The organism is Paenibacillus cellulosilyticus (assembly GCF_003182255.1).
Classification (GTDB): domain Bacteria; phylum Bacillota; class Bacilli; order Paenibacillales; family Paenibacillaceae; genus Paenibacillus_T; species Paenibacillus_T cellulosilyticus.
In genome coordinates, this window is record NZ_QGTQ01000027.1 from 1 (window position 1) to 19,681 (window position 19,681).

Annotated in this window: 16 protein-coding genes; all 16 read left to right on the forward strand. The window is 53.4% G+C overall.

Going from position 1 to position 19,681, the window contains the following annotated elements; all coding sequences use genetic code 11:
* Positions 1-790: 790 nt before the first annotated feature.
* Complete coding sequence (gene addB, locus DFQ01_RS23895; RefSeq protein ID WP_110046427.1) at positions 791-4,405, forward strand: helicase-exonuclease AddAB subunit AddB; 3,615 nt, start codon at positions 791-793, stop codon at positions 4,403-4,405.
* Positions 4,386-8,342: a helicase-exonuclease AddAB subunit AddA gene (gene addA / locus DFQ01_RS23900; RefSeq protein ID WP_110046428.1), complete on the forward strand. Its 3,957-nt coding sequence runs from the start codon at positions 4,386-4,388 to the stop codon at positions 8,340-8,342. Before addB ends, addA begins: the two co-directional genes overlap by 20 nt.
* A 39-nt stretch (positions 8,343-8,381) precedes the next feature.
* Entirely contained in the window at positions 8,382-8,993 is a 612-nt protein-coding gene (locus DFQ01_RS23905) for a hypothetical protein (RefSeq protein ID WP_146216920.1), read from the forward strand.
* A gap of 91 nt (positions 8,994-9,084) precedes the next feature.
* A complete protein-coding gene (locus DFQ01_RS31745; RefSeq protein WP_245946853.1) occupies positions 9,085-9,582 on the forward strand; it encodes a hypothetical protein in 498 nt (165 codons plus the stop codon).
* Between the two features lie 192 nt (positions 9,583-9,774).
* Positions 9,775-10,131 carry a histidine triad nucleotide-binding protein gene (locus DFQ01_RS23915; protein WP_110046430.1) on the forward strand — a complete coding sequence of 119 codons (357 nt, stop codon included), beginning with the start codon at positions 9,775-9,777 and terminating at the stop codon, positions 10,129-10,131.
* Between the two features lie 83 nt (positions 10,132-10,214).
* Positions 10,215-10,388, forward strand: a complete 174-nt coding sequence (rpsU, locus tag DFQ01_RS23920; RefSeq protein WP_005547957.1) for a 30S ribosomal protein S21 — start codon at positions 10,215-10,217, stop codon at positions 10,386-10,388.
* A gap of 15 nt (positions 10,389-10,403) precedes the next feature.
* Positions 10,404-10,847, forward strand: coding sequence for a GatB/YqeY domain-containing protein (locus tag DFQ01_RS23925; protein ID WP_110046431.1), 444 nt, complete (start codon positions 10,404-10,406; stop codon positions 10,845-10,847).
* A gap of 161 nt (positions 10,848-11,008) precedes the next feature.
* On the forward strand, positions 11,009-12,421 hold the full coding sequence (locus DFQ01_RS23930) for an NfeD family protein (protein ID WP_245946854.1): 1,413 nt from the start codon (positions 11,009-11,011) through the stop codon (positions 12,419-12,421).
* A 14-nt stretch (positions 12,422-12,435) separates the two neighbouring features.
* On the forward strand, positions 12,436-13,431 hold the full coding sequence (floA, locus tag DFQ01_RS23935; protein WP_110046432.1) for a flotillin-like protein FloA: 996 nt from the start codon (positions 12,436-12,438) through the stop codon (positions 13,429-13,431).
* Between the two features lie 5 nt (positions 13,432-13,436).
* A complete protein-coding gene (locus DFQ01_RS23940) occupies positions 13,437-13,922 on the forward strand; it encodes a hypothetical protein (RefSeq protein ID WP_110046433.1) in 486 nt (161 codons plus the stop codon).
* 147 nt (positions 13,923-14,069) lie between these two features.
* Positions 14,070-14,345 carry a sporulation protein YqfC gene (yqfC, locus tag DFQ01_RS23945; protein WP_110046434.1) on the forward strand — a complete coding sequence of 92 codons (276 nt, stop codon included), beginning with the start codon at positions 14,070-14,072 and terminating at the stop codon, positions 14,343-14,345.
* Between the two features lie 14 nt (positions 14,346-14,359).
* A complete protein-coding gene (gene yqfD / locus DFQ01_RS23950; protein WP_110046435.1) occupies positions 14,360-15,553 on the forward strand; it encodes a sporulation protein YqfD in 1,194 nt (397 codons plus the stop codon).
* A gap of 6 nt (positions 15,554-15,559) precedes the next feature.
* Positions 15,560-16,531 carry a PhoH family protein gene (locus DFQ01_RS23955; RefSeq protein ID WP_110046436.1) on the forward strand — a complete coding sequence of 324 codons (972 nt, stop codon included), beginning with the start codon at positions 15,560-15,562 and terminating at the stop codon, positions 16,529-16,531.
* A gap of 17 nt (positions 16,532-16,548) precedes the next feature.
* The gene (locus tag DFQ01_RS23960) at positions 16,549-18,789 is read left to right on the forward strand and encodes an HD family phosphohydrolase (RefSeq protein ID WP_110046437.1); all 2,241 of its coding nucleotides are present in this window, start codon (positions 16,549-16,551) and stop codon (positions 18,787-18,789) included.
* Entirely contained in the window at positions 18,786-19,283 is a 498-nt protein-coding gene (ybeY, locus tag DFQ01_RS23965) for an rRNA maturation RNase YbeY (RefSeq protein ID WP_110046438.1), read from the forward strand. The genes DFQ01_RS23960 and ybeY overlap by 4 nt, the downstream gene beginning before the upstream one ends.
* On the forward strand, positions 19,283-19,648 hold the full coding sequence (locus DFQ01_RS23970; RefSeq protein ID WP_110046439.1) for a diacylglycerol kinase: 366 nt from the start codon (positions 19,283-19,285) through the stop codon (positions 19,646-19,648). The genes ybeY and DFQ01_RS23970 overlap by 1 nt, the downstream gene beginning before the upstream one ends.
* Positions 19,649-19,681 lie beyond the last annotated feature (33 nt).

A 19,681-nucleotide genomic window follows, 5' to 3' on the forward strand; every position in this document is an offset into this window, starting at 1 on the left:
TGCAGTAGAACTTAAAGAGAAGTGCGCATCAACGCAACTTCTGTTCCTGCATACCCCGACTGTGTCATCAACAACTGTCAGCCCTAATTCCATCGCTTCATCCGACATCTTAATAGTTGAAATCCTGCGAATGGTTGAGCATTCGTGAGAGAAACCCTTAAATACGAGGGAAGGTTGCGACAGAGGTTAACAACGTATCATCGATTATTACAAGGCAAATCCGTGCAGTTAAGCTCTATGACAACCCTTACAGCCAGAAATGGTACTCTAAAGGCGATATAAGCTCTGTGGCAACCGTAAGCCGTAAGCCCATTCACCTGCATCGCAGTGATTTCTTAGTTCCTAAAGAAGGCAGTGCTAACATCTAAAAGCACCGTCTTTCAGTTTACTTTTTAATCTCGATCCACCGGCTGTTTAGGAGGTGGATCAACAATCTTCGCTCCTCCGCTTGATGGCGACGTCCGCAATAAGCGGAGAGGCAGGGTCATGCTGTAGAAGCGTCAGCGTTTGCCTTTGTCTCCGGATTGTAACCTTATCTGATCTTATCTAATCAGAACAATCTGGAGACAACAGCAATCGTAAGCATGACCCTGCCTCGCAGCGCCCCGCCGACGTAATCCTTTATAAATTTTTATAATCTTTTGCATCAAACTTCAGTCACCAACAAGCCTTTTTCCCAGAATGTACGTTCGACTTCCCTGTGAAATCTATGTCGCAATATGCTAGAATAGAGACTACTTCATGCCCAATTTGAGAGGCGTGAAAATGATCGGAAAAAAGGTGGATCGAGATGGCGCTGCGATTTGTGCTCGGCCGCTCCGGGGCGGGGAAAACCCGGTACTGCATTGACGAAATTCGCGCCAAGCTGCGGGTGGAGCCCGATGGTCCGCCGCTTATTATGCTGGTGCCTGAACAGGCGACGTTCCAGAACGAATACGAGCTGCTGCGAGAAAGCACGAGACCGGGCACGATACGTGCGCAGGCGATGAGCTTCCGCCGTCTTGCTTTTCGCGTAATGCAGGAGACTGGCGGCACTGCGCTCGTCCCGATAGACGAGAACGGCAAGAATATGCTGCTCTACAAGCTGATGCATCGACTGGCACCTGAACTCAAGTTGTTCGAAGGGGCAGGCGCTCAGCCTGGCTTCATTGAAAGGCTCGGCGAACTGCTTACCGAGTGGAAGCGTTATGGCGTGGACGGCGGAATGCTGGCTGAAGTATCTAACGCTCATCCAGCTGCTGACGCTGCAGCTTCGCCGCTGCTCTCCAACAAAATGCATGACCTGAAGCTGCTGTACCAAGCGCTCGAATTGGAAACGGCGCATCTGTATGCCGATGCCGAAGACTATTTAACCTATCTCGCCCGCGGCTTCGCACTTAGCCCAGCCGTTGCAGGTGCAGAGATTTGGATCGACGGCTTCCACGGCTTTACGCCGAAGGAATACGAGTCGCTCGCTGCGATTATCGGCGCTTCCGCCAATGTGACGATTGCGCTGACGCTCGACCGTCCTTACGAAGCTGGCGAGCAGCCGCATGAGCTGGAGCTGTTCCATCCGACCGCAGAGACGTACATCAAACTGCGTGAACTTGCGGAGTTAAACGATATACAAATCAACGAGACGATTACGTTGAGCAGCCCGACGCTGCCGAGATTTGAAGGCAGAGCAGCGCTGGCTCATGCTGAGCGAAGCTACGCTACCCGCAGACCGATGCCTGCATCTATAAGCACTGAGGCGATGTTCGACCCCGAGCAGCCAGCTGGCGAAGTTTCCTTGCACGCCGCTCCTAACCGTAGGACGGAAGCAGAGGCTGCAGTACGCGATATGGTTCGCCGTGCGCGTGAAGAGGGCATGCGTTGGCGCGATATGGCCGTCATGGTGCGCAATGCAACGGATTACACCGATTATCTTACCGAGTTGATGCACGATTACGGCATTCCATACTTCCTTGACCAGAAACGATCGGCATCGCATCATCCGCTGGTCGAGTTTATTCGTTCGGCGCTGGAAACCGTCCTGCATGGCTGGAGCTACGACGCCGTATGCCGCTGCATGAAGACGGAGCTGTTGTTCCCGGATAGCAGTGAATCCCGATTGACCCGTGAATCGTTCGACCTGCTCGAAAATTACGCTCTCGCCGCTGGTATCGACGGCTGGCGTTGGTGTGAAAAGAAAAGCTGGAAGCCGCTCGTCCGCGAGTCCCTCGACAACGAAGAAGCGGCGGAAGCGAGCAAGAGCGAGCTTGCTCGCTTCCAAGTTGTAATGGAGGCGCGGGAAGCAATTGTTGCGCCACTCCAGCGGTTCGGCGATGCGCTCCGCAGTGCGAAGGATGTCCGCTCCATGTGCATGGCGCTGTACCGGCTGCTTGAGCGAGCTGACGCTGCTGACCGTCTCGAGCGCTGGAGCCGCGCGGATGCAGGAGCAGGCCGCGTACGGCAGTCGCGCACTCACCGCCAGCTGTGGGATGGCGTCATGTCGCTGCTCGATCAGCTCGTCGAAATGACGGGCGACGAACAGATGACGCCTGAGCTCTTTGCAGGCATGATCGAGACAGGTCTTGACAGCTTGAAGCTTGCCTCCGTTCCTCCATCGCTTGATCAAGTGCTGATCGGCAGCGTCGATCGTACGCGTTCAGGCGAGGTAAAGGTTTGCTATGTACTTGGGGCTAACGATGGTGTTCTCCCGAAGCGAATGCAGGAGGATGGCATCTTGACGGAGCAAGAACGTGACACATTGGCGGATAAAGGGCTTCCGCTCGCGCCAAGCGTTCGACGGAAACTGCTTGATGAGCGCTTCATGATTTACAACGCGATTGCTGCACCAAGCCGGCACTTATGGATAAGCTATGCGATGGCAGATGAAGAAGGCAAGAGCTTGCATCCATCGGAGCTGATTCGGCATCTGCGCGTCATGTTCCCACTTCTGCGAGAACGGACGCTTAGCAGTGAGCCAATCGCGGAGATGAGTCGTGACGAGCAGCTGGCATTTGTCGTACGCCCTGCAGCGGTGCTTCCATACCTAAACGCACAATTGCGTGCATGGCGGCAAGGTGCGGGCATTGACGACGTCTGGTGGGATATTTTCAACTGGTTCGCCATTCGGCCGCAGTGGCAGGAGCCGCTGCGCCAGCGGACGGCGGCGCTTGGTTACACGAATGATGTGCAGCCGCTTGATCCAGAGACAGCACGCCAGCTGTATGGCGAGCGTCTACGGGCAAGCGTGTCGCGGATGGAACGGTTCGTATCGTGTCCGTTCCAGCATTTTGCCGTCTATGGCCTGCGTCTTGAGGAACGTCCGATTTATCGGCTTGAAGCGCCGGATGTCGGGCAGCTGTTCCACGCTGCACTCAGCCGTATCGCAGATCGTTTCGGCAAGCGCTGGGGCGCTGTCACAGAGCAGCAGGCTGTCGACGTTGTGTCCGAGGCGGTCGAGGCGATTGCGCCGCGGCTGCAATCGGAGATACTGCTTAGCAGCGGCAGGCACCGGTATATGCTGGTCAAGCTGAAGGCCATCATTACGCAAGCGGCTCTCATGCTTGCCGATCATGCGAGGCGGGCAGCGTTCCATCCGGTCGGCTTAGAGGTTGATTTTGGACCGGAGGGGCATTTGCCATCGCTTATTATTCCGACGCCAGATGGCGGCGAGGTGGAGCTTGTCGGACGAATCGACCGCGTCGATGCGGCAGAGACGGACGAAGGGCTGCTCCTGCGCGTGATGGACTACAAATCCAGCTCGACCAGCCTGAGGATGGAAGAGGTGGCGTTCGGGCTGTCGCTCCAAATGCTCGCATACCTCGATGTGCTGCTGACGCACGGTGCGGCGTGGCTGGGAAGAGAAGTGAAGCCCGCGGGCGTGCTATATTTCCATGTTCATAATCCACTGCTTAGTGCATCAGGCGGTTTGAATCAAGAGGAGGCACGGAAGCAGCGGCTGAAGAAATTTAAGCCCAAGGGACTGCTTGTTGCCGATGAGAACATCGTTCGGCTTATGGACGGCGAGCTGGAATCCGGGCATTCGGAAGTGCTGCCGCTTGCAATTAAGAAGGATGGATCGTTCTACAGCACCTCCTCCGTACTTGCGGAGGAAAGCTGGGATTCGCTTCGCGTATCGGTGCGGCAGGCAATCGGACGAATCGGTAGTGCTATCGGCTGTGGTGCGGTCTCAATCTCGCCTTATCGGATGGGCGGGAAGTCGCCATGTACGTTCTGTTCGTACAAGCCGGTCTGCCAATTCGACCCGCTGTATGATGGCAACGAGTATGCGAAGCTGCCGAAGCTTGGCCGAGATGAGGTATGGTCCGTACTCGGGCATCAGCAAGGTGAGCCGAACGAGCATGTCCGTGAAACGGCAGCCGCTGCAGAGGCATTCATGACGAGGGGGAACGGGAATGACCGGCGTAACGTTTAGTCCGAAGCCGGAAGGCGCCGCTTGGACGGATGATCAGTGGCGTGCCGTATCGGCGGAAGGAAGTAATATTCTAGTTGCGGCTGCTGCCGGCTCAGGAAAAACTGCGGTATTGGTCGAACGAATTATTCGCAAAATCTCGAACGATGCCGACGTCGACCGGCTGCTCGTCGCGACGTTCACGAAGGCAGCAGCTTCCGAGATGAAGGAACGCGTCCGTATCGCCCTCGAAGTCGCGCTCGAGCGCAATCCTGAATCGGAGCATTTACGCCGCCAGCTTGCGCTTATCAACCGTTCATCGATCACAACGCTTCACTCGTTTTGTCTCGATGTCATCCGCAGCTATTACCCGCTGATCGGACTCGATCCGGGCTTTCGGATGGCAGGCGAGACCGAGAGTGAGCTGCTGCGTATCGACGCGTTAGACGCGTTGTTTGAGCACAAATATACAGGTGAGGACGCAGACAGCGGCATCTTCATGATGCTGGCCGACCGTTACGGCGGCGAGCGTGGTGACGAGCCGCTCTATCGGCTCGTTCAGAAGCTGTACGATTTCTCGCGCAGTAATCCGTGGCCGGATCACTGGCTGCGCGAAACGGCGGCGAAGTTTCGTTTTACGCCAGATGCATCACTAAGTGATACCGAATGGGTGGAAGCAGCGAAGGCTGATGTCCATCTGTCGCTAATCGGTGCTGCTGGTTTGCTTGAGCAGGCGTTGGAGCTTACAAGGCGCCCGGCTGGCCCTGCTCCTTATGCGGAGACGCTGTCGGACGATTTGAATATGGTCTCGGAGCTGCTAGGCGTAACGGCGATTGAGCCGTGGGAAGCTTGGGCAGAACGTTTCGCGGGAATAGCTTTTGGCAAGCTGAAAACGATGCGCGGCGATGAGTATGACAAAACGCTTCAGCAGCGGACCAAAGATCTGCGCGATAAAGTGAAAGGCTTGCTGTCGGGCGTAGCGGAACGTTGGTTCCATCGCACACCGGAGCAGTATCGTGCCGAGCTCGAAGAGCTCACACCGATGATGGAGACGCTGTCTGAGCTTGTCATTGATTTCGGCAAGCGATATGAAGCGCTGAAGCGTGATAAAGGGCTGCTCGATTTCAGTGACCTGGAGCACGGCTGTCTGTCCATCCTTCGCGATTCGAAGTCGACACCGGAGCAGGAGGTGCCGTCGGTGGCGGCGCTGGAATATCGAGAGCGGTTTGTCGAAATTTTGCTCGATGAATACCAGGATACGAATACGGTGCAGGAAGCGATCGTATCGCTGATCGCACGACCGGACAATCGGTTCATGGTCGGCGACGTGAAGCAAAGTATCTACCGATTCCGTCTCGCAGAGCCTAATTTGTTCCTGCACAAATATAAGACGTATATGCCAGCCGATCTCGTTGGTAAAAGGCCGACCGAAGCGGCGTCCGCCGAGAAGAGGGAGCAAGGTGTACGAATCGATCTTGCCCGCAACTTCCGCAGCCGGAGTGAAGTCGTCGATGGCGTAAACGGTATTTTCCGCGCGGTCATGCATGAGAACGTCGGCGAGCTGGAGTATGATGAACGCGCCGAGCTTGTGTGTGGAGCCTCGTATCCATCCCCTGACGTTCCTGGACGCTGCGCATCTGAGCTTGTGCTCGTCGATCGTAGTGGGTCAGCATCGGCGCAGACAGAGGAAGAGACGATGGATGCGGACAGCGATTCCGAATCCGAAGATGGAGCGCCGCGGTCGGACGCGGCGGATCTGCAGACCGCACAGCTTGAAGCACGGGTCATTGCAAGACGTATCCTTGATTTGCTGGCAGAGGGACATCCCGTGTGGGATGGCAAGCGCAAGGCGTATCGTCCGCTTCAAATGCGCGATATCGTCATTCTGCTGCGTGCCACAGCAAGCTGGGCGCCTATTCTGATCGAAGAGCTGCAGACGTTTGGCATTCCGGCCTATGCGGAGCTAGGCACGGGCTATTTTGACGCGACTGAGGTTGAAGTGATGATGTCGCTTCTTCGTGTCATCGATAACCCGTATCAGGATATCCCGCTTGCCGGCGTCTTGCGTTCGCCTATATTCGGTCTTACCGCCGAAGAGCTTGCCAAGGTGCGGATTAACGCAGGCAAAGGCAGCTTCTACGACGCGGTGCGGCGTGCGGCAGCGCAAGAGAACCTACGTGAAGAGATTCGGCTGAAGCTGGACCGTTTCCTCACGCGGCTGGAGCAATGGCGGGAAACGGCGCGACAAGGTGCAGTGACCGAGATGCTAGCTGCGCTGTATCGCGAGACGGGTTATTACGATTTCGTTGGTGGTTTGCCGGGAGGCTTACAGCGGCAGGCCAATTTGCGTGCTTTGCTCGACCGGGCTCGTCAATATGAATCGACCTCCTTCCGTGGACTGTTCCGTTTCCTGCGTTTTATCGAACGTATGCGAGATACGGGTGGTGACCTCGGTACAGCGCGTGCGCTCGGTGAGCAAGAAGATGTCGTACGCATCATGTCGATTCATAAGAGTAAAGGCCTCGAGTTTCCCGTTGTGTTCGTAGCGGGCCTTGGTAAAATGTTCAACATGCAGGATCTGAACGCTCCTTTCCTGCTCCACAAAGAGCTTGGCTATGGGCCGAAGTTCATTGATGCCGAGCTTCGCGTCAGCTACCCTACGCTTCCTTGCCTTGCGATTGGGCGGAAGCTGCGGATGGAGATGCTCGCCGAGGAGATGCGTATTCTGTACGTAGCGCTTACGCGTCCGAAGGAGAAAATGATACTCGTCGGCACCCTGAACGACGCGGTTGCGAAGCTGGAGGAATGGGCAGGAGCAATCGATACGAACGGCAGGCTGACGGATGATCGACTAGCGGCTGCGCGCTCTTATATCGATTGGATCGGGCCGCTTGCAGCTGGCAGCGGCGTGATTGGCACGACGAAGGTTGTGTCGTCCGAACCTTCGGACGAGGCGCAGGCGGTCATTGCAGTAGATGACTTGGAGGCGAGAGTGTTACTCGATGGACGCACACCTATCGATCGTTTGCCGCTGGACGGCTGGCGATTCGCCGTAATGCCTGCGTCGTTGTTCGCAGAGGAATCGGCGATTGTCATCGAAGCGGATGAGGAGCAGGAGCGGGAGAAGCGCGAGCGGATGCAGGCGATCGGCGAGCTTGCCATCATGGAATCATCCGATGCGGCGGAGGAAGTGGATCGATTGTTGTCGTGGACATATAATTATACGTCTGCGACTACGGTACCAGCCAAAACGTCGGTGACCGAGATGAAACGGCTGCATGACGAACGTGAGACAGAGGCGGAGCTGCTGATGCAGCTGCAAGAGATGGATCAAACAGCGGACATTGCATTCGGTGAGTCGCGTACGGAGGGTACATCTAACCCATCATCGTACACCTTCCGTCTGCGCAGACCACGGTTCATGGAGGAGAATGCCCTCACCGCTGCGGAGCGGGGAACTGCGAGTCACTTGCTCATGCAGCATGTCCCGCTGGACAAGCCCGTTACGCTCGAGATCCTTCAAGCGCTGGTCGATGATTTGATTTCACGCCGAATCATGACGAAGAAGCAAGCGGAGGCCATCCAGTTGGAGCCAGTTGTGGAGCTATTCACGAACACGCTTGGACAACGCATATTAGCAGCGGACTGGGTGAAGCGCGAAGTGCCGTTTAGCTGTGCTTTCCCGGCTTCACGCATCTATGGCCAACATGTGGAAGGCTCTGAGGATGAGCCGATTCTTATTCAAGGTGTCGTGGACTGCCTATTCCGCGACCAAGAAGGCATCGTGCTTCTCGACTACAAAACCGACCAGGTTTACATGCAGCAGTGGGATCGCGCGGCGGAGAAACACCGATTCCAACTGGAGCTTTATGCGGAAGCGCTAGAGATGTCACTTGGGCTGCCGATTCAGGAAAGCTATGTGCATTTCCTGAGTGGCGGTGTAACCGTACGTTTGCGTTAGGCTTGAAGGTTGAACATGGAATTGACGGAGGGTTTACTCGTGGAAATGAATACGAAGAAGAAGCGCTCATACACCGTTCCGGTGGTGCTGATAATGCTGACGTTCAGCTTGATCGGCAACGTATTTCTGTATTCTCAGCATTTGCAGAACGGCCAGGATAAGAAACAAGCGGATGGTCTGGCGATTATTAATGATGGGTTAGCTGCTAAGGCACATGTAGACGCTGCTCTGAATGCATTGAATGGACTGGAGGCATCGACTGCGGCTGATCGTCCTGAACTGCTGTACAAGCTCGGACAAGCGTCCGCAGACCAAGTGGACCTGCTTGCATTCATTGTCGATGCACGCAAGCATACGCTGTCGCCAACGATTTCGGATGAACAAAGTGTAAATGCACTGCAAGCGTTAAACAGCAAATTCGCTGCTATTGGCGCCATGTCTGGCGAACTGACAGCCGAAGATAAGCAAGCGATTCAATCGCTGCGCACGCTGTATTCGAAGCTGAAAGAACAGCTGGCCTCGTTCAAGCTTGAGAGCGGAGACAAAATGGTGGAGATGTCGGTGCTGACCGGAGGAAGCTGGGTCGATATCGGACTTGCCTTGGATCAGGCGATCGTAGACGCGCAAGCTGGGGCGGCTTCGAACGGATAAGAATTCGCAAGAAAAAGGGCGCGCCAAGTGCCATTCAGTAGCCAAATGCCTACTTCTGCATACATTGTAGGAGACAGGAGGGTGAACTGACATGGAACTTGGTAAATGGGGTCAAAAGCAGGCACCGGCCAAATCGGAAGCGTCGGTCAAGCCGGAAACGCTAGCGAAGCAGGAGACGTCGGTCAAGCCGGGTGCGCAAGCAAAGCCTGGCGCTGTGACGAAGCAGCCAACGGGGCTTAAGCCTTTGACAGCGCCTGTACCGCAGGTGACAGCGCCTGCAGCAGGCGACAAAACGGAAATGAAACATTGGTGCAAGCAGCATACGCACCGTTATGTATTAGCACGGACGTATAACGGCTGGTGCGTAGATGGTATTATCGAGCATATCGATGAGCAATTCGTGTGTCTCGCGGTACCATGCGGCGTTGTTTATGTGGATGCCCGCGGCTTCATGCCATTCGGTGGACCGTTTGGCGGACAGGTCGGCGCACCATTTTATCCATACCCGTACTATCCGCGTCGTCGCTTTATTCGGCAGACGCTGCCACTCGCTGCGCTGGTGGGGCTGTCGCTGCTGCCATTTTATTGACCATCAGATTAGCATTGAACGGCATGGCGCCTTGTGTGCATCTTTCCAAGCAATGGATGGGGCATGCATTTGGCGCCAAACGTTTGATTGCAATTGGACGAGCGGTCCCGATTTCGATATGATGGAAGTACGGAAGCATTGTACATATTGAGATTGTTAATAAAGCCGCCAGGGCAGGAAAGGGTGTAGAAGATGAGCTGTATTTTTTGTAAAATTGTAAATGGCGAACTGCCATCTCGCAAAGCTTATGAGAGCGAAACGGTTGTCGCATTCCATGACATCGTACCGCAAGCGCCTGTGCATGTCATAATCGTACCTAAGAAGCATATTGATACGATGAACGAAGTGGAGACGGGGACGGACGACGCAGTTGTTGCTGAGCTGTTCCATGCTGCTCGACAAATCGCGCGAGAGCTCGGTATTGCTGAATCAGGCTACCGTTTAGTTAATAATTGCAACGAAGATAGCGGGATGGAAGTTAGTCATCTACATATCCATTTATTGGGCGGCCGAAAATTGGGAGCAATAGTTTCTAGTCTAGGAAGTTGACACTGCCTTTCCTTATCCTCTATAATGAAATTTGATTACGGTGAAATGCTCTGGACGGTCTGTTTCGGAGGGAGGGAAAACTGGTGTCTGAAACGAAAGTTCGCAAAAACGAGACGATCGATGCTGCACTCCGCCGCTTCAAGCGCTCCATCGCAAAGGACGGCGTTCTTGCTGAGGTTAAGAAGCGCAAGCATTACGAGAAGCCAAGCGTGAAACGCAAGAAGAAGTCCGAGGCTGCGCGGAAAAGAAAGTTTTAGGAGGATCATGTCCCAATGAACCTTAGCGAAAGATTGAACGACGATATGAAGCAAGCGATGAAAAATCAGGACAAGTTTAAACTTACTACGATTCGCATGATTCGTGCGTCCATCAAGAACGCGGAGATTGATTTGAAGCGTCCCTTGGAGGATAGCGAAGTGCTTGATATACTGAGTCGTGAAATCAAACAACGTAAAGATTCCCTCCAAGAATTTAATAAAGCCGGCCGCGAAGATCTTGCTAAAGATGTTGCCGCAGAGATCGATATTATTGGTGTATACCTTCCCGAGCAGCTGACAGAAGAAGAAATCAAGTCAATTGTACTGCAGACCATCCAGGAAACCGGTGCTTCTTCAAAAGCCGAGATGGGGAAAGTCATGACCGCTCTTATGCCTAAGGTAAAAGGGCGCGCTGATGGTAAACTAGTAAATACGATTGTGCAACAATCCTTGCAATAAATTCATACGGACCCTAAACACTCCCTCGTTAGAGGGGGTGTTTTTTCAATTGTTCTAGTATAATTAAGGCTAAGTACATACAGCTTCTTACAAAAAACGCAACGTGTTGCCTATTCACGCGTATGCATTTGTAAACGGAAACAAGGGGGAGGCATCGTCATTTGTATGTTCGAAACCTGAAAATCGTTCGTCATTCAGTCCTTCGCTGCGCAGTCCTAATGCTGCTCGCCGTTGTGCTGCTGCCGTGGTTCGCAGGAACGTCGGCTCAAGCGGCTGCTGGAGCCGAGGAACAGTCGAAGGCTGCATCCACGGCTGGAGGGGCATTGTACATTGTTGAGGCGAAGCAGACTGTTGAAGCGGGACTAGAGTCATTCCTGGAGCGCGCCTACAAGGAAGCGGACGAGGCGCATGCGGAACGAGTGCTGCTCGTACTTAACACATTTGGCGGGCGGGTCGACAGTGCAGAAGGCATCGGCGAGCTCATTCGCTCCAGCAACGTGCCGACAACGGTGTTTGTTGAAGGGAAGGCTGTTTCTGCCGGTACGTACATCGCGCTTAACGCTGAGCAAATTGTCATGCAGCCCGGTAGTACGATTGGTGCTGCTGCTGTAGTTGATGGGTCTGGCTCACTGATTGACAACCCGAAGACGATCTCGTTCTGGACTGGGGAAATGATGGAGGCAGCTCGACTGCATGGTCGAAATCCAGATTATGCAGCAGCGATGACAGATGTGAATGCTTCGATTGAACTTAAGGAGATTGGCAGGAATAAGGCGAGCGGCGACATCCTGACGTTGACGGCTTCCGAAGCAGTGGAAGCTGGTTATGCGGAGCATGTGGCCAATAGTGTGGGGGAGACGATTCAGTGGCTGGGCCTAGAGGGTCGCACGCAGATTGAGATTGAGCCCTCCTGGACTGAAGATCTTGCGGCATGGCTTACGTCGCCCGTCATTGTAACGCTGCTTCTCATTCTCGGTATCGCAGGAATTGCGATTGAGATGCTGCTGCCAGGCTTCGGCATTCCGGGAATCGTCGGTATCGTTTCCTTCGTTCTGTTCTTCTTCGGTCATTATGTTGCAGGCTTCGCTGGTCAAGAGTCGGTGCTGCTCTTCATTCTTGGGCTCGCATTGCTGGCCTCAGAGCTGTTTATTCCGAGTTTTGGTATTCTTGGTACGCTGGGAGCGATCGCGCTTGTGTCGGGCGTTGTGACCGCCTCGCACGATGCGCTTACGGCGTTATATGCGCTGCTGATCGCTTTTGTCGTCGCAGCGGTTATTGTGTATGTGTTGGCCAAGAAGTACAGCCATCGTGGTATTTGGAACAAATTTATTCTTCGCGATAAGCTGTCTACCGAGCAAGGGTATGTTTCAAATCCTTCTCGCGAGATGATGATCGGAAGAACAGGTATTGCACTGACGCCGCTTCGTCCTGCTGGTGCCGTCGATATCGACGGCGAGAAGCTGGACGTCGTGACGGACGGCCGCTTTATCGCTGCAGGTGTTCCTGTCGTTATCGTCGCGGCAGAAGGTGCCCGCATCGTTGTCAAAGAAGTTCATACCACGACTAAAGAATAAAGGAGAGGTATCGTATGGATTCACAAATCGTCACCTTGTTGATTATCGCAGTCGTTGTCGTGTTTCTTATCATTTTCTTAAGCTTCTTCCCGATCATGCTTTGGATTTCTGCATTTGCTTCAGGTGTCCGCATCAGCATTATTACGCTCGTTGCGATGAGGCTTCGCCGCGTTGTTCCAAGCAGAATCGTCAATCCGCTCATCAAGGCAACGAAGGCGGGTCTTGGTCTTACCATTAATCAGCTCGAAAGCCACTTCCTTGCTGGTGGTAACGTTGACCGTGTCGTCAATGCGCTAATCGCCGCAGAGCGTGCCAACATTCATCTCGTGTTCGAACGTGCTGCAGCCATTGATCTTGCGGGTCGTGATGTACTCCAAGCGGTGCAAATGAGCGTAAATCCACGTGTCATTGAAACGCCAATCGTTGCCGCTGTCGCGAAGGATGGTATCGAAGTTAAGGTAAAAGCGCGCGTGACCGTTCGTGCCAACATCGAACGTCTCGTCGGCGGTGCAGGTGAAGAAACCATCATCGCGCGTGTTGGTGAAGGTATCGTTACAACGGTAGGCTCCTCTAACTCACATAAGGATGTCCTTGAGAATCCGGATATGATCTCGCGTACGGTGCTTGGTAAAGGACTTGATGCTGGTACGGCATTCGAAATTTTATCGATCGATATCGCGGACGTAGACGTAGGCAAAAACATCGGTGCTCATCTCCAGACCGAACAGGCTGAAGCGGATAAACGTATCGCGCAAGCGAAAGCGGAAGAACGCCGTGCAATGGCTGTTGCGCAGGAGCAGGAGATGAAGGCGAAGGTTGTTGAGATGCGTGCTCGCGTCGTTGAGTCGGAATCACAAGTTCCGCTTGCGATGGCGGATGCCTTGAAGAGCGGCAAGATCGGTGTTATGGACTATATGAACTTGAAGAACATCGAGGCCGATACGCAAATGCGCAGCTCGATTGGCAAGCCGGACGCGTCTAACGCTCCGAATGATGATAACAAGGCGTAACTCCTATGGAGAAGCTGATTGAATTTCTAATCCGTAACATTTACATCGTAATTGTAGTCGGAGGCTTCCTGTTGTCTGCGATCGGTAAAATGAGAGGCAGCAATAACAGGCAGCCTCGCCAGATGCCTCCCTTCGGCGGCGGAGAGCGGCAGCCTGCGCCTTCACCTGTTTATGACTCGCCGGACATTCGGCGGTCTGTAAGTCAGAGAGAATGGGAAGACGAAGACGAGGAAGAGGATTCGCCAGATGTGGCAAATACGCCGGCTGTCGAACAACGACCGTCGAGACCGGCGTATCAAGCCGTAACAGCTGCTCCAACTCCGTCTCGCCAGCCGCAAAGTGCAGACAGCGGCACCTCACCCTATACAGCTGGCCATCAAGGAAATCAGCCTGCTTCAGAGCTCACAGCAGCCACGCTGAGGCAAGCGATCGTATGGTCAGAGGTGTTAGGGCCTCCCCGGGCCAAACGCCCGTGGCGCAGCAAATCGTAACGCTAAATCGCAACACCGGCAGCCAGACATCTGGCGCCGGTGTTTTTTTTGTGCCAAATTCACTTCTTCTTGATGGAGGTTCGCTTCATAATTGGGTTTCGCTGCGCATAGGTTGGTAAAGTACGGGAGGAGGGAGCTGATACCGCTATGCGTCGAATGAACCGCAGATTACAGAAGTGGACGGCGAACCTGTTGGAGCTTCCTCAGGATGTTGTCTATGACCTTCCACGATTGACGATGATCGGCGATCGGCAGCTCTATATTGAGAACCATCGTGGCGTGCTTCATTTCTCCAGCGACCGGCTCCGTCTTGCGCTGAGCAAGGGCGAGCTAGAGGTGACAGGCGAAGACCTGGTCATTCGGACGATTTGGACGGAAGAAGTGTTCATAGAGGGTGTTATTAAGCATATTGAAGTTCGTTGAAAGGAGCGACCGGCATGAAGGGGACATGGATGCACTGGGTGAAAGGCATCGTAACGGTACGAGCGAGAGGTGGCGAGCTCGAATCGTTCGTTAACCAGGCGCTTCAAGGCGGTCTGGAGCTATGGTCCATAAGGCGGACAAGTGAGGGACAATTGGAATTCGAGACGACGATAGGACATTTTTTTCGTCTTCGTCCCTACTTAAAGCGGACAGGCTGTCGCATTCATGTAACCGACAGGAATGGTCTGCCGTTCTGGGGTTTGAAAGTGCGGCGCCGCATCTTTTTCGGTGTCGGACTTTTGTTGTTTTTTGTCGGGTTATACTTGCTCTCTTCACTCGTATGGAACGTTCAGGTGAACGGGAATATTCGTATATCGGACGAGCAGATTTTGAAGGCGGCAGAGGCAGAAGGGATTCATCAGCTGCAGTGGTCGTTCAAGCTGGATGATCCAGCTGTGTTGTCCAAGCGTATCGCGGCTCGGCTCCCCGACGCTTCTTGGGTCGGCGTCGAGAAGAAGGGTACCTCCATCGTGATTAACATCGTAGAGTCGACCAAGCCCGACCAGGGACCGCTCCTTAGTCCTAGACATCTCATCGCAACGGACGATGCGGTCATTACCGAAATTCAAGCGGATACCGGAAGACCGGTAGTTAAGCGGAATATGCGAGTGAAGAAAGGCGACATTCTTATCTCGGGTTGGTTAGGCGACGAGACGAACATGCAGACGGTAGTTGCCAAAGGCAAAGTACGTGGAATTGTTTGGCATGAATATGACATCGTTTCTCCATTGACAGAAAAGGTTAAAGTATATACAGGACTGTCGACAACGAAGTGGCATGTTGTCGCAGGAGGGAGAGCGCTGCAGGTCAGCGGCTTCGGCAAGACCCCCTATTCGGAATATGAAGTGGTTCAAAGGGAAGAACAGTTAACGTGGCATGGGATTAAGCTCCCGTTCGGCCGCATGAAAGAATCGGTACTAGAGGTTCGGCTGGATGAACGGACACTGACGAAGGAAGAGGCCGTAACGAAGGGAATCCAGCAGGCGAAAGCTGATTTAATGACGAAAGCGGGGTCAGACGCGGTTATTGTGGCGGAAAAACTTTTGCATGAAAAGACGGACAATGGTAAAGTTTATTTGAAAGTGCTTTTGGAAGTCGAACAATCTATTGTTACCGAAATGCCAATCGTGAGTACGCAAGGAGAATGAGTCTATTTGCACAATGAGACGAAATCGGTAAAATTGACGCTGCGCAATGCGGCGGAAGGTCTTGCAGTATTTGGTCCACAGGATCGATACTTGCGGTTAATCGAAGGACAAATGACTGCGTCGATTCAATCGCGCGATGCTGAAATTGTAATTAACGGTGACGCATCAGAGGTAGAATCGTTAGAACAGCTGTTCAGCGTTCTGCTGCAACTGGTTCGCGGTGGATTCACGCCGACTGAGCGTGACGTAACGTATGCGCTGGAATTGGCACGTTCCCTGCAGGCGGATCAACTGCTTGATTTGCTAACTTATACGATCACAACGACGTATAAAGGCAAGCCGATTCGCGTGAAGACGATCGGACAGCGTCATTACATCCAGACGATAAAGAAGAAAGACATCGTGTTCGGTATCGGCCCGGCCGGCACCGGTAAGACGTACTTAGCTGTCGTGCTCGCCGTTGCGGCGCTCAAGGAAGGCGCTGTCAAACGCATTATGCTGACTCGTCCTGCCGTTGAAGCAGGGGAGAACCTTGGCTTCCTCCCAGGTGATCTGCAAGAGAAGGTCGATCCTTACTTGCGGCCGCTGTATGACGCACTGCATGATGTGCTTGGTCTTGAACAGACGACGAAGCTGTTCGAACGCGGCATGATTGAAGTGGCACCGCTTGCTTATATGCGTGGGCGGACACTTGACGATTCGTTTATTATTCTCGATGAAGCACAGAATACAACACCTGAACAAATGAAAATGTTTCTGACGCGTCTTGGCTTTGGCTCGAAGATGGTCATTACAGGTGACGTTACACAGATTGACCTGCCACGGGGCAAGAAGAGCGGTCTCATTGAGGCGTCTCGCATTCTCCAAGGCATTGATGAAATCGGATTTATAACCTTTTCGGAGCAGGATGTCGTACGTCATACCTTGGTACAGAAGATTATTACGGCTTACAACCACGACGCGGAAAACCAAGCATAGAGAGGATTGTACGCTGCATGGACCGAAACAAGGACAACCGTCATAAATATCGGACGAGAACGACAGGCTGGAAGCAGAGCGCGGGCGTACGCTACGCGCTGCTTTTTCTGTTCATGCTGCTGTTCTATTTCAACTTCTCTCCTTATCTCGTACCGCAAACCTACAATGTGAAGAAAGGCGCGGTCAGTGAGAAGACGATTGAGGCGCCGAAGCAGATTTTCGACGAGAAGGCAACACTGCAGGCGCAGGAAAAAGCTGCTGAAGCGGTGGAGCAGATTTATACGTTTGTGTCCCTGCGAGGCGATCAACTGGCAGATCAGATTTTTGCTCGAATGGACCAGTTGAATCAAGATGACGGCGTCACGACGGAAGAGAAGATCGAAATTTATCGGAATGAAATTCCGCGCAAATATGAGGAGTACCTCGAGCAGTTCGCAAAGTCGAACCGCGGTCTTGGCACTTACAATGACTCGCTGCTCGACGAGATGCTGCAGGCTGCGAAGGAACAGAAGTATGCGATCCCTGAAGAGACGTACTATAAACTTCCGAAGCTAGAGCAAGATCAACTAGCGGAGATGCGTACGGTTGCAATGGAAACGGTTCGCAAGCTCATGGGCGAGCAGCTGCGTGACGCAGAGACCGCTCGTGCGCGTGTATCGGAGCTCGTCAACACCAGCACGCTGTCGAACCGGACGGCTCGCGAGATTGTGCAGGAGCTGGCTCGGTATGCGATAATGCCGAACAAGTTCTTGGATAAAGAAGCGACTAACGATGCTAGAGCGAATGCACGCGAGATGACGCAGCGCGTTATAATCCCGGAAGGCCAAGTCATTGTGGCGAAGGGCGAACTGATAACGGCCGAGAAGTATGAGATGCTCGAGAACGCAGGATTGCTTCAAGACAAGAAAACGTATTGGCCGCAGCTGGGCTCTTTCTTGTTGTCCGTGCTGTTTGTCGTCATTTTGTTTAATTTCATGGCGCAATCCGGCGGCATAAGTGGTGCTAAGCCGAAGTACGGTAATCCGCAATTGTTCATGCTGCTGCTTATCTTTATTCTAAATCTCACAATGATGCAGATCGTTAGCATACCGCAGACTGCGGATACGTCTTATGTCGGTTATCTCGCACCGGTTGCGACGGGCACAATGCTCATCGCGTTGCTGCTTGATATGCAAGTAGCAATCGTAAGCTCGTTCTTGTTCGCAATCGCAGGCAGCATTATATTCAATGCAGACCATGAGCGGCTGTTTGATTTCGATTATGGCTTCGTCATTGCGGTCGTATCGTTCTCGGCGATCTTTGCGGTGCATCGTGCAAGTCAGCGCTCGACGATCCTGAAAGCAGGCATCATGGCGAGCCTATTCGGAGCACTGTCCGTACTGGCGATTCAATTGCTCGGTGAAAAAATCGACGAGAGCCAGCTGCTGTACTCCACTGGCTTTGCATTTGCCAGCGGCTTGATAACAGCAGTTCTCGTTATCGGGATTATGCCGTTCTTCGAAGTTACATTTGGCATTCTATCTGCGCTCAAGCTGATTGAATTGTCGAGCCCGAACCATCCGCTGCTGCGCAAGCTGCTGACGGAGACGCCAGGCACATACCATCACTCCGTGATGGTCGGCAACTTGTCTGAAGCGGCTGCTGAGGCAATCGGAGCAGACGGTCTGCTTTGCCGGGTTGGTTCGTTCTATCATGATATCGGGAAGACGAAGCGGCCGAACTATTTTATCGAGAATCAGACGAATATCGAGAATCCGCACGATTCGATTGAGCCCAAACTAAGCAAGTCCATCATCGTTGCGCACGCGCGTGATGGGGTGGAGATGCTTCGCGGCTACAACATTCCGCGGCCGATCCGCGATATCGCAGAACAGCATCATGGAACGACGTTCCTGAAATATTTTTATCACAAGGCATTGAAGCAAGCGGAGGAGCACGGTGTGGAGCCGGACTTCACAGCAGATGACTTCCGTTACCCTGGACCGAAAGCGCAGTCCAAGGAGGCTGCGATTGTTGGCATTGCAGACTGTGTTGAAGCGGCTGTTCGAAGCTTGCGTAAGCCAACAATGGAACACATTGAAACGATGATCCACAAGATTATTAAGGACCGTCTGGATGATAATCAATTCAACGAATGCGACTTGACGATGAAAGAGCTCGATAAGATCGCTCAGACGCTGAAAGAAGCGGTCATCGGCATTTTCCACTCGCGGATTGAATATCCAGAAGACGTCAAACCGAAGGAGCGGCTGGCATGAGCTTGCAATTAGATTGGAGCAATGAGCAATCGAAGATTGAAATTCCGGATGCTTGGATTACCCGACTGGAGCAGCTGCTTCAGATTGCCGGCGAGCAGGAAGGGATTACGGAAGGCGAAGTATCGCTGACGTTCGTTGATGACGAGGAGATTCATCGTCTGAATCGCGAGTTCCGCAACATCGACCGCCCAACGGACGTATTGTCGTTCGCGATGCAGGAAGATGGCGAGGAAGAACCGGAGATTGTCTTCGAGGTAGAATCGGAGGATGAGCCCGATCCGTTCTCGGGCATGCTGGGCGATATTATTATTTCGACGGAGCGCGCGAAGCTGCAGAGCGAAGACTACGGCCATTCGCTCGAGCGCGAGCTCGGCTTCTTGTTCGTGCATGGTTTCCTTCATCTGATCGGTTATGATCACCAGGATGCAGAGACCGAAGCTGAGATGACGGCCAAGCAAGAAGCGGTGCTGCAGAAGGCCGGTCTGCCGCGTTAATGCGGCGGTTCATTGCGAGCCTGCGGGCTGCATTTGCAGGAATCGGATATGCGATACGCACGCAGCGGCACGTGCGTATTCATCTTACGGCGGCATTGCTCGTGTCAGCTGCTGCCATATGGCTGGAGCTGACAACGATTGAGTGGGCGCTCCTGCTCGTTCTGTTCGCACTCGTCATCGCACTTGAAATCGTCAATACGGCGATTGAGTTGACGATTGACCGCATCGGGCTGGAGCGGCATCCGCTTGCTAAAGCAGCCAAGGATACGGCGGCAGGCGCTGTTCTGATCGCTGTTATTTTCGCTATCGGAGTTGGTTTGCTGCTGCTCGGTCCACCGATGTGGCATCAGATGTTCGGGAAATAAGTAGTGAGTAGAAGACTCGCGGCATAGGAGGTC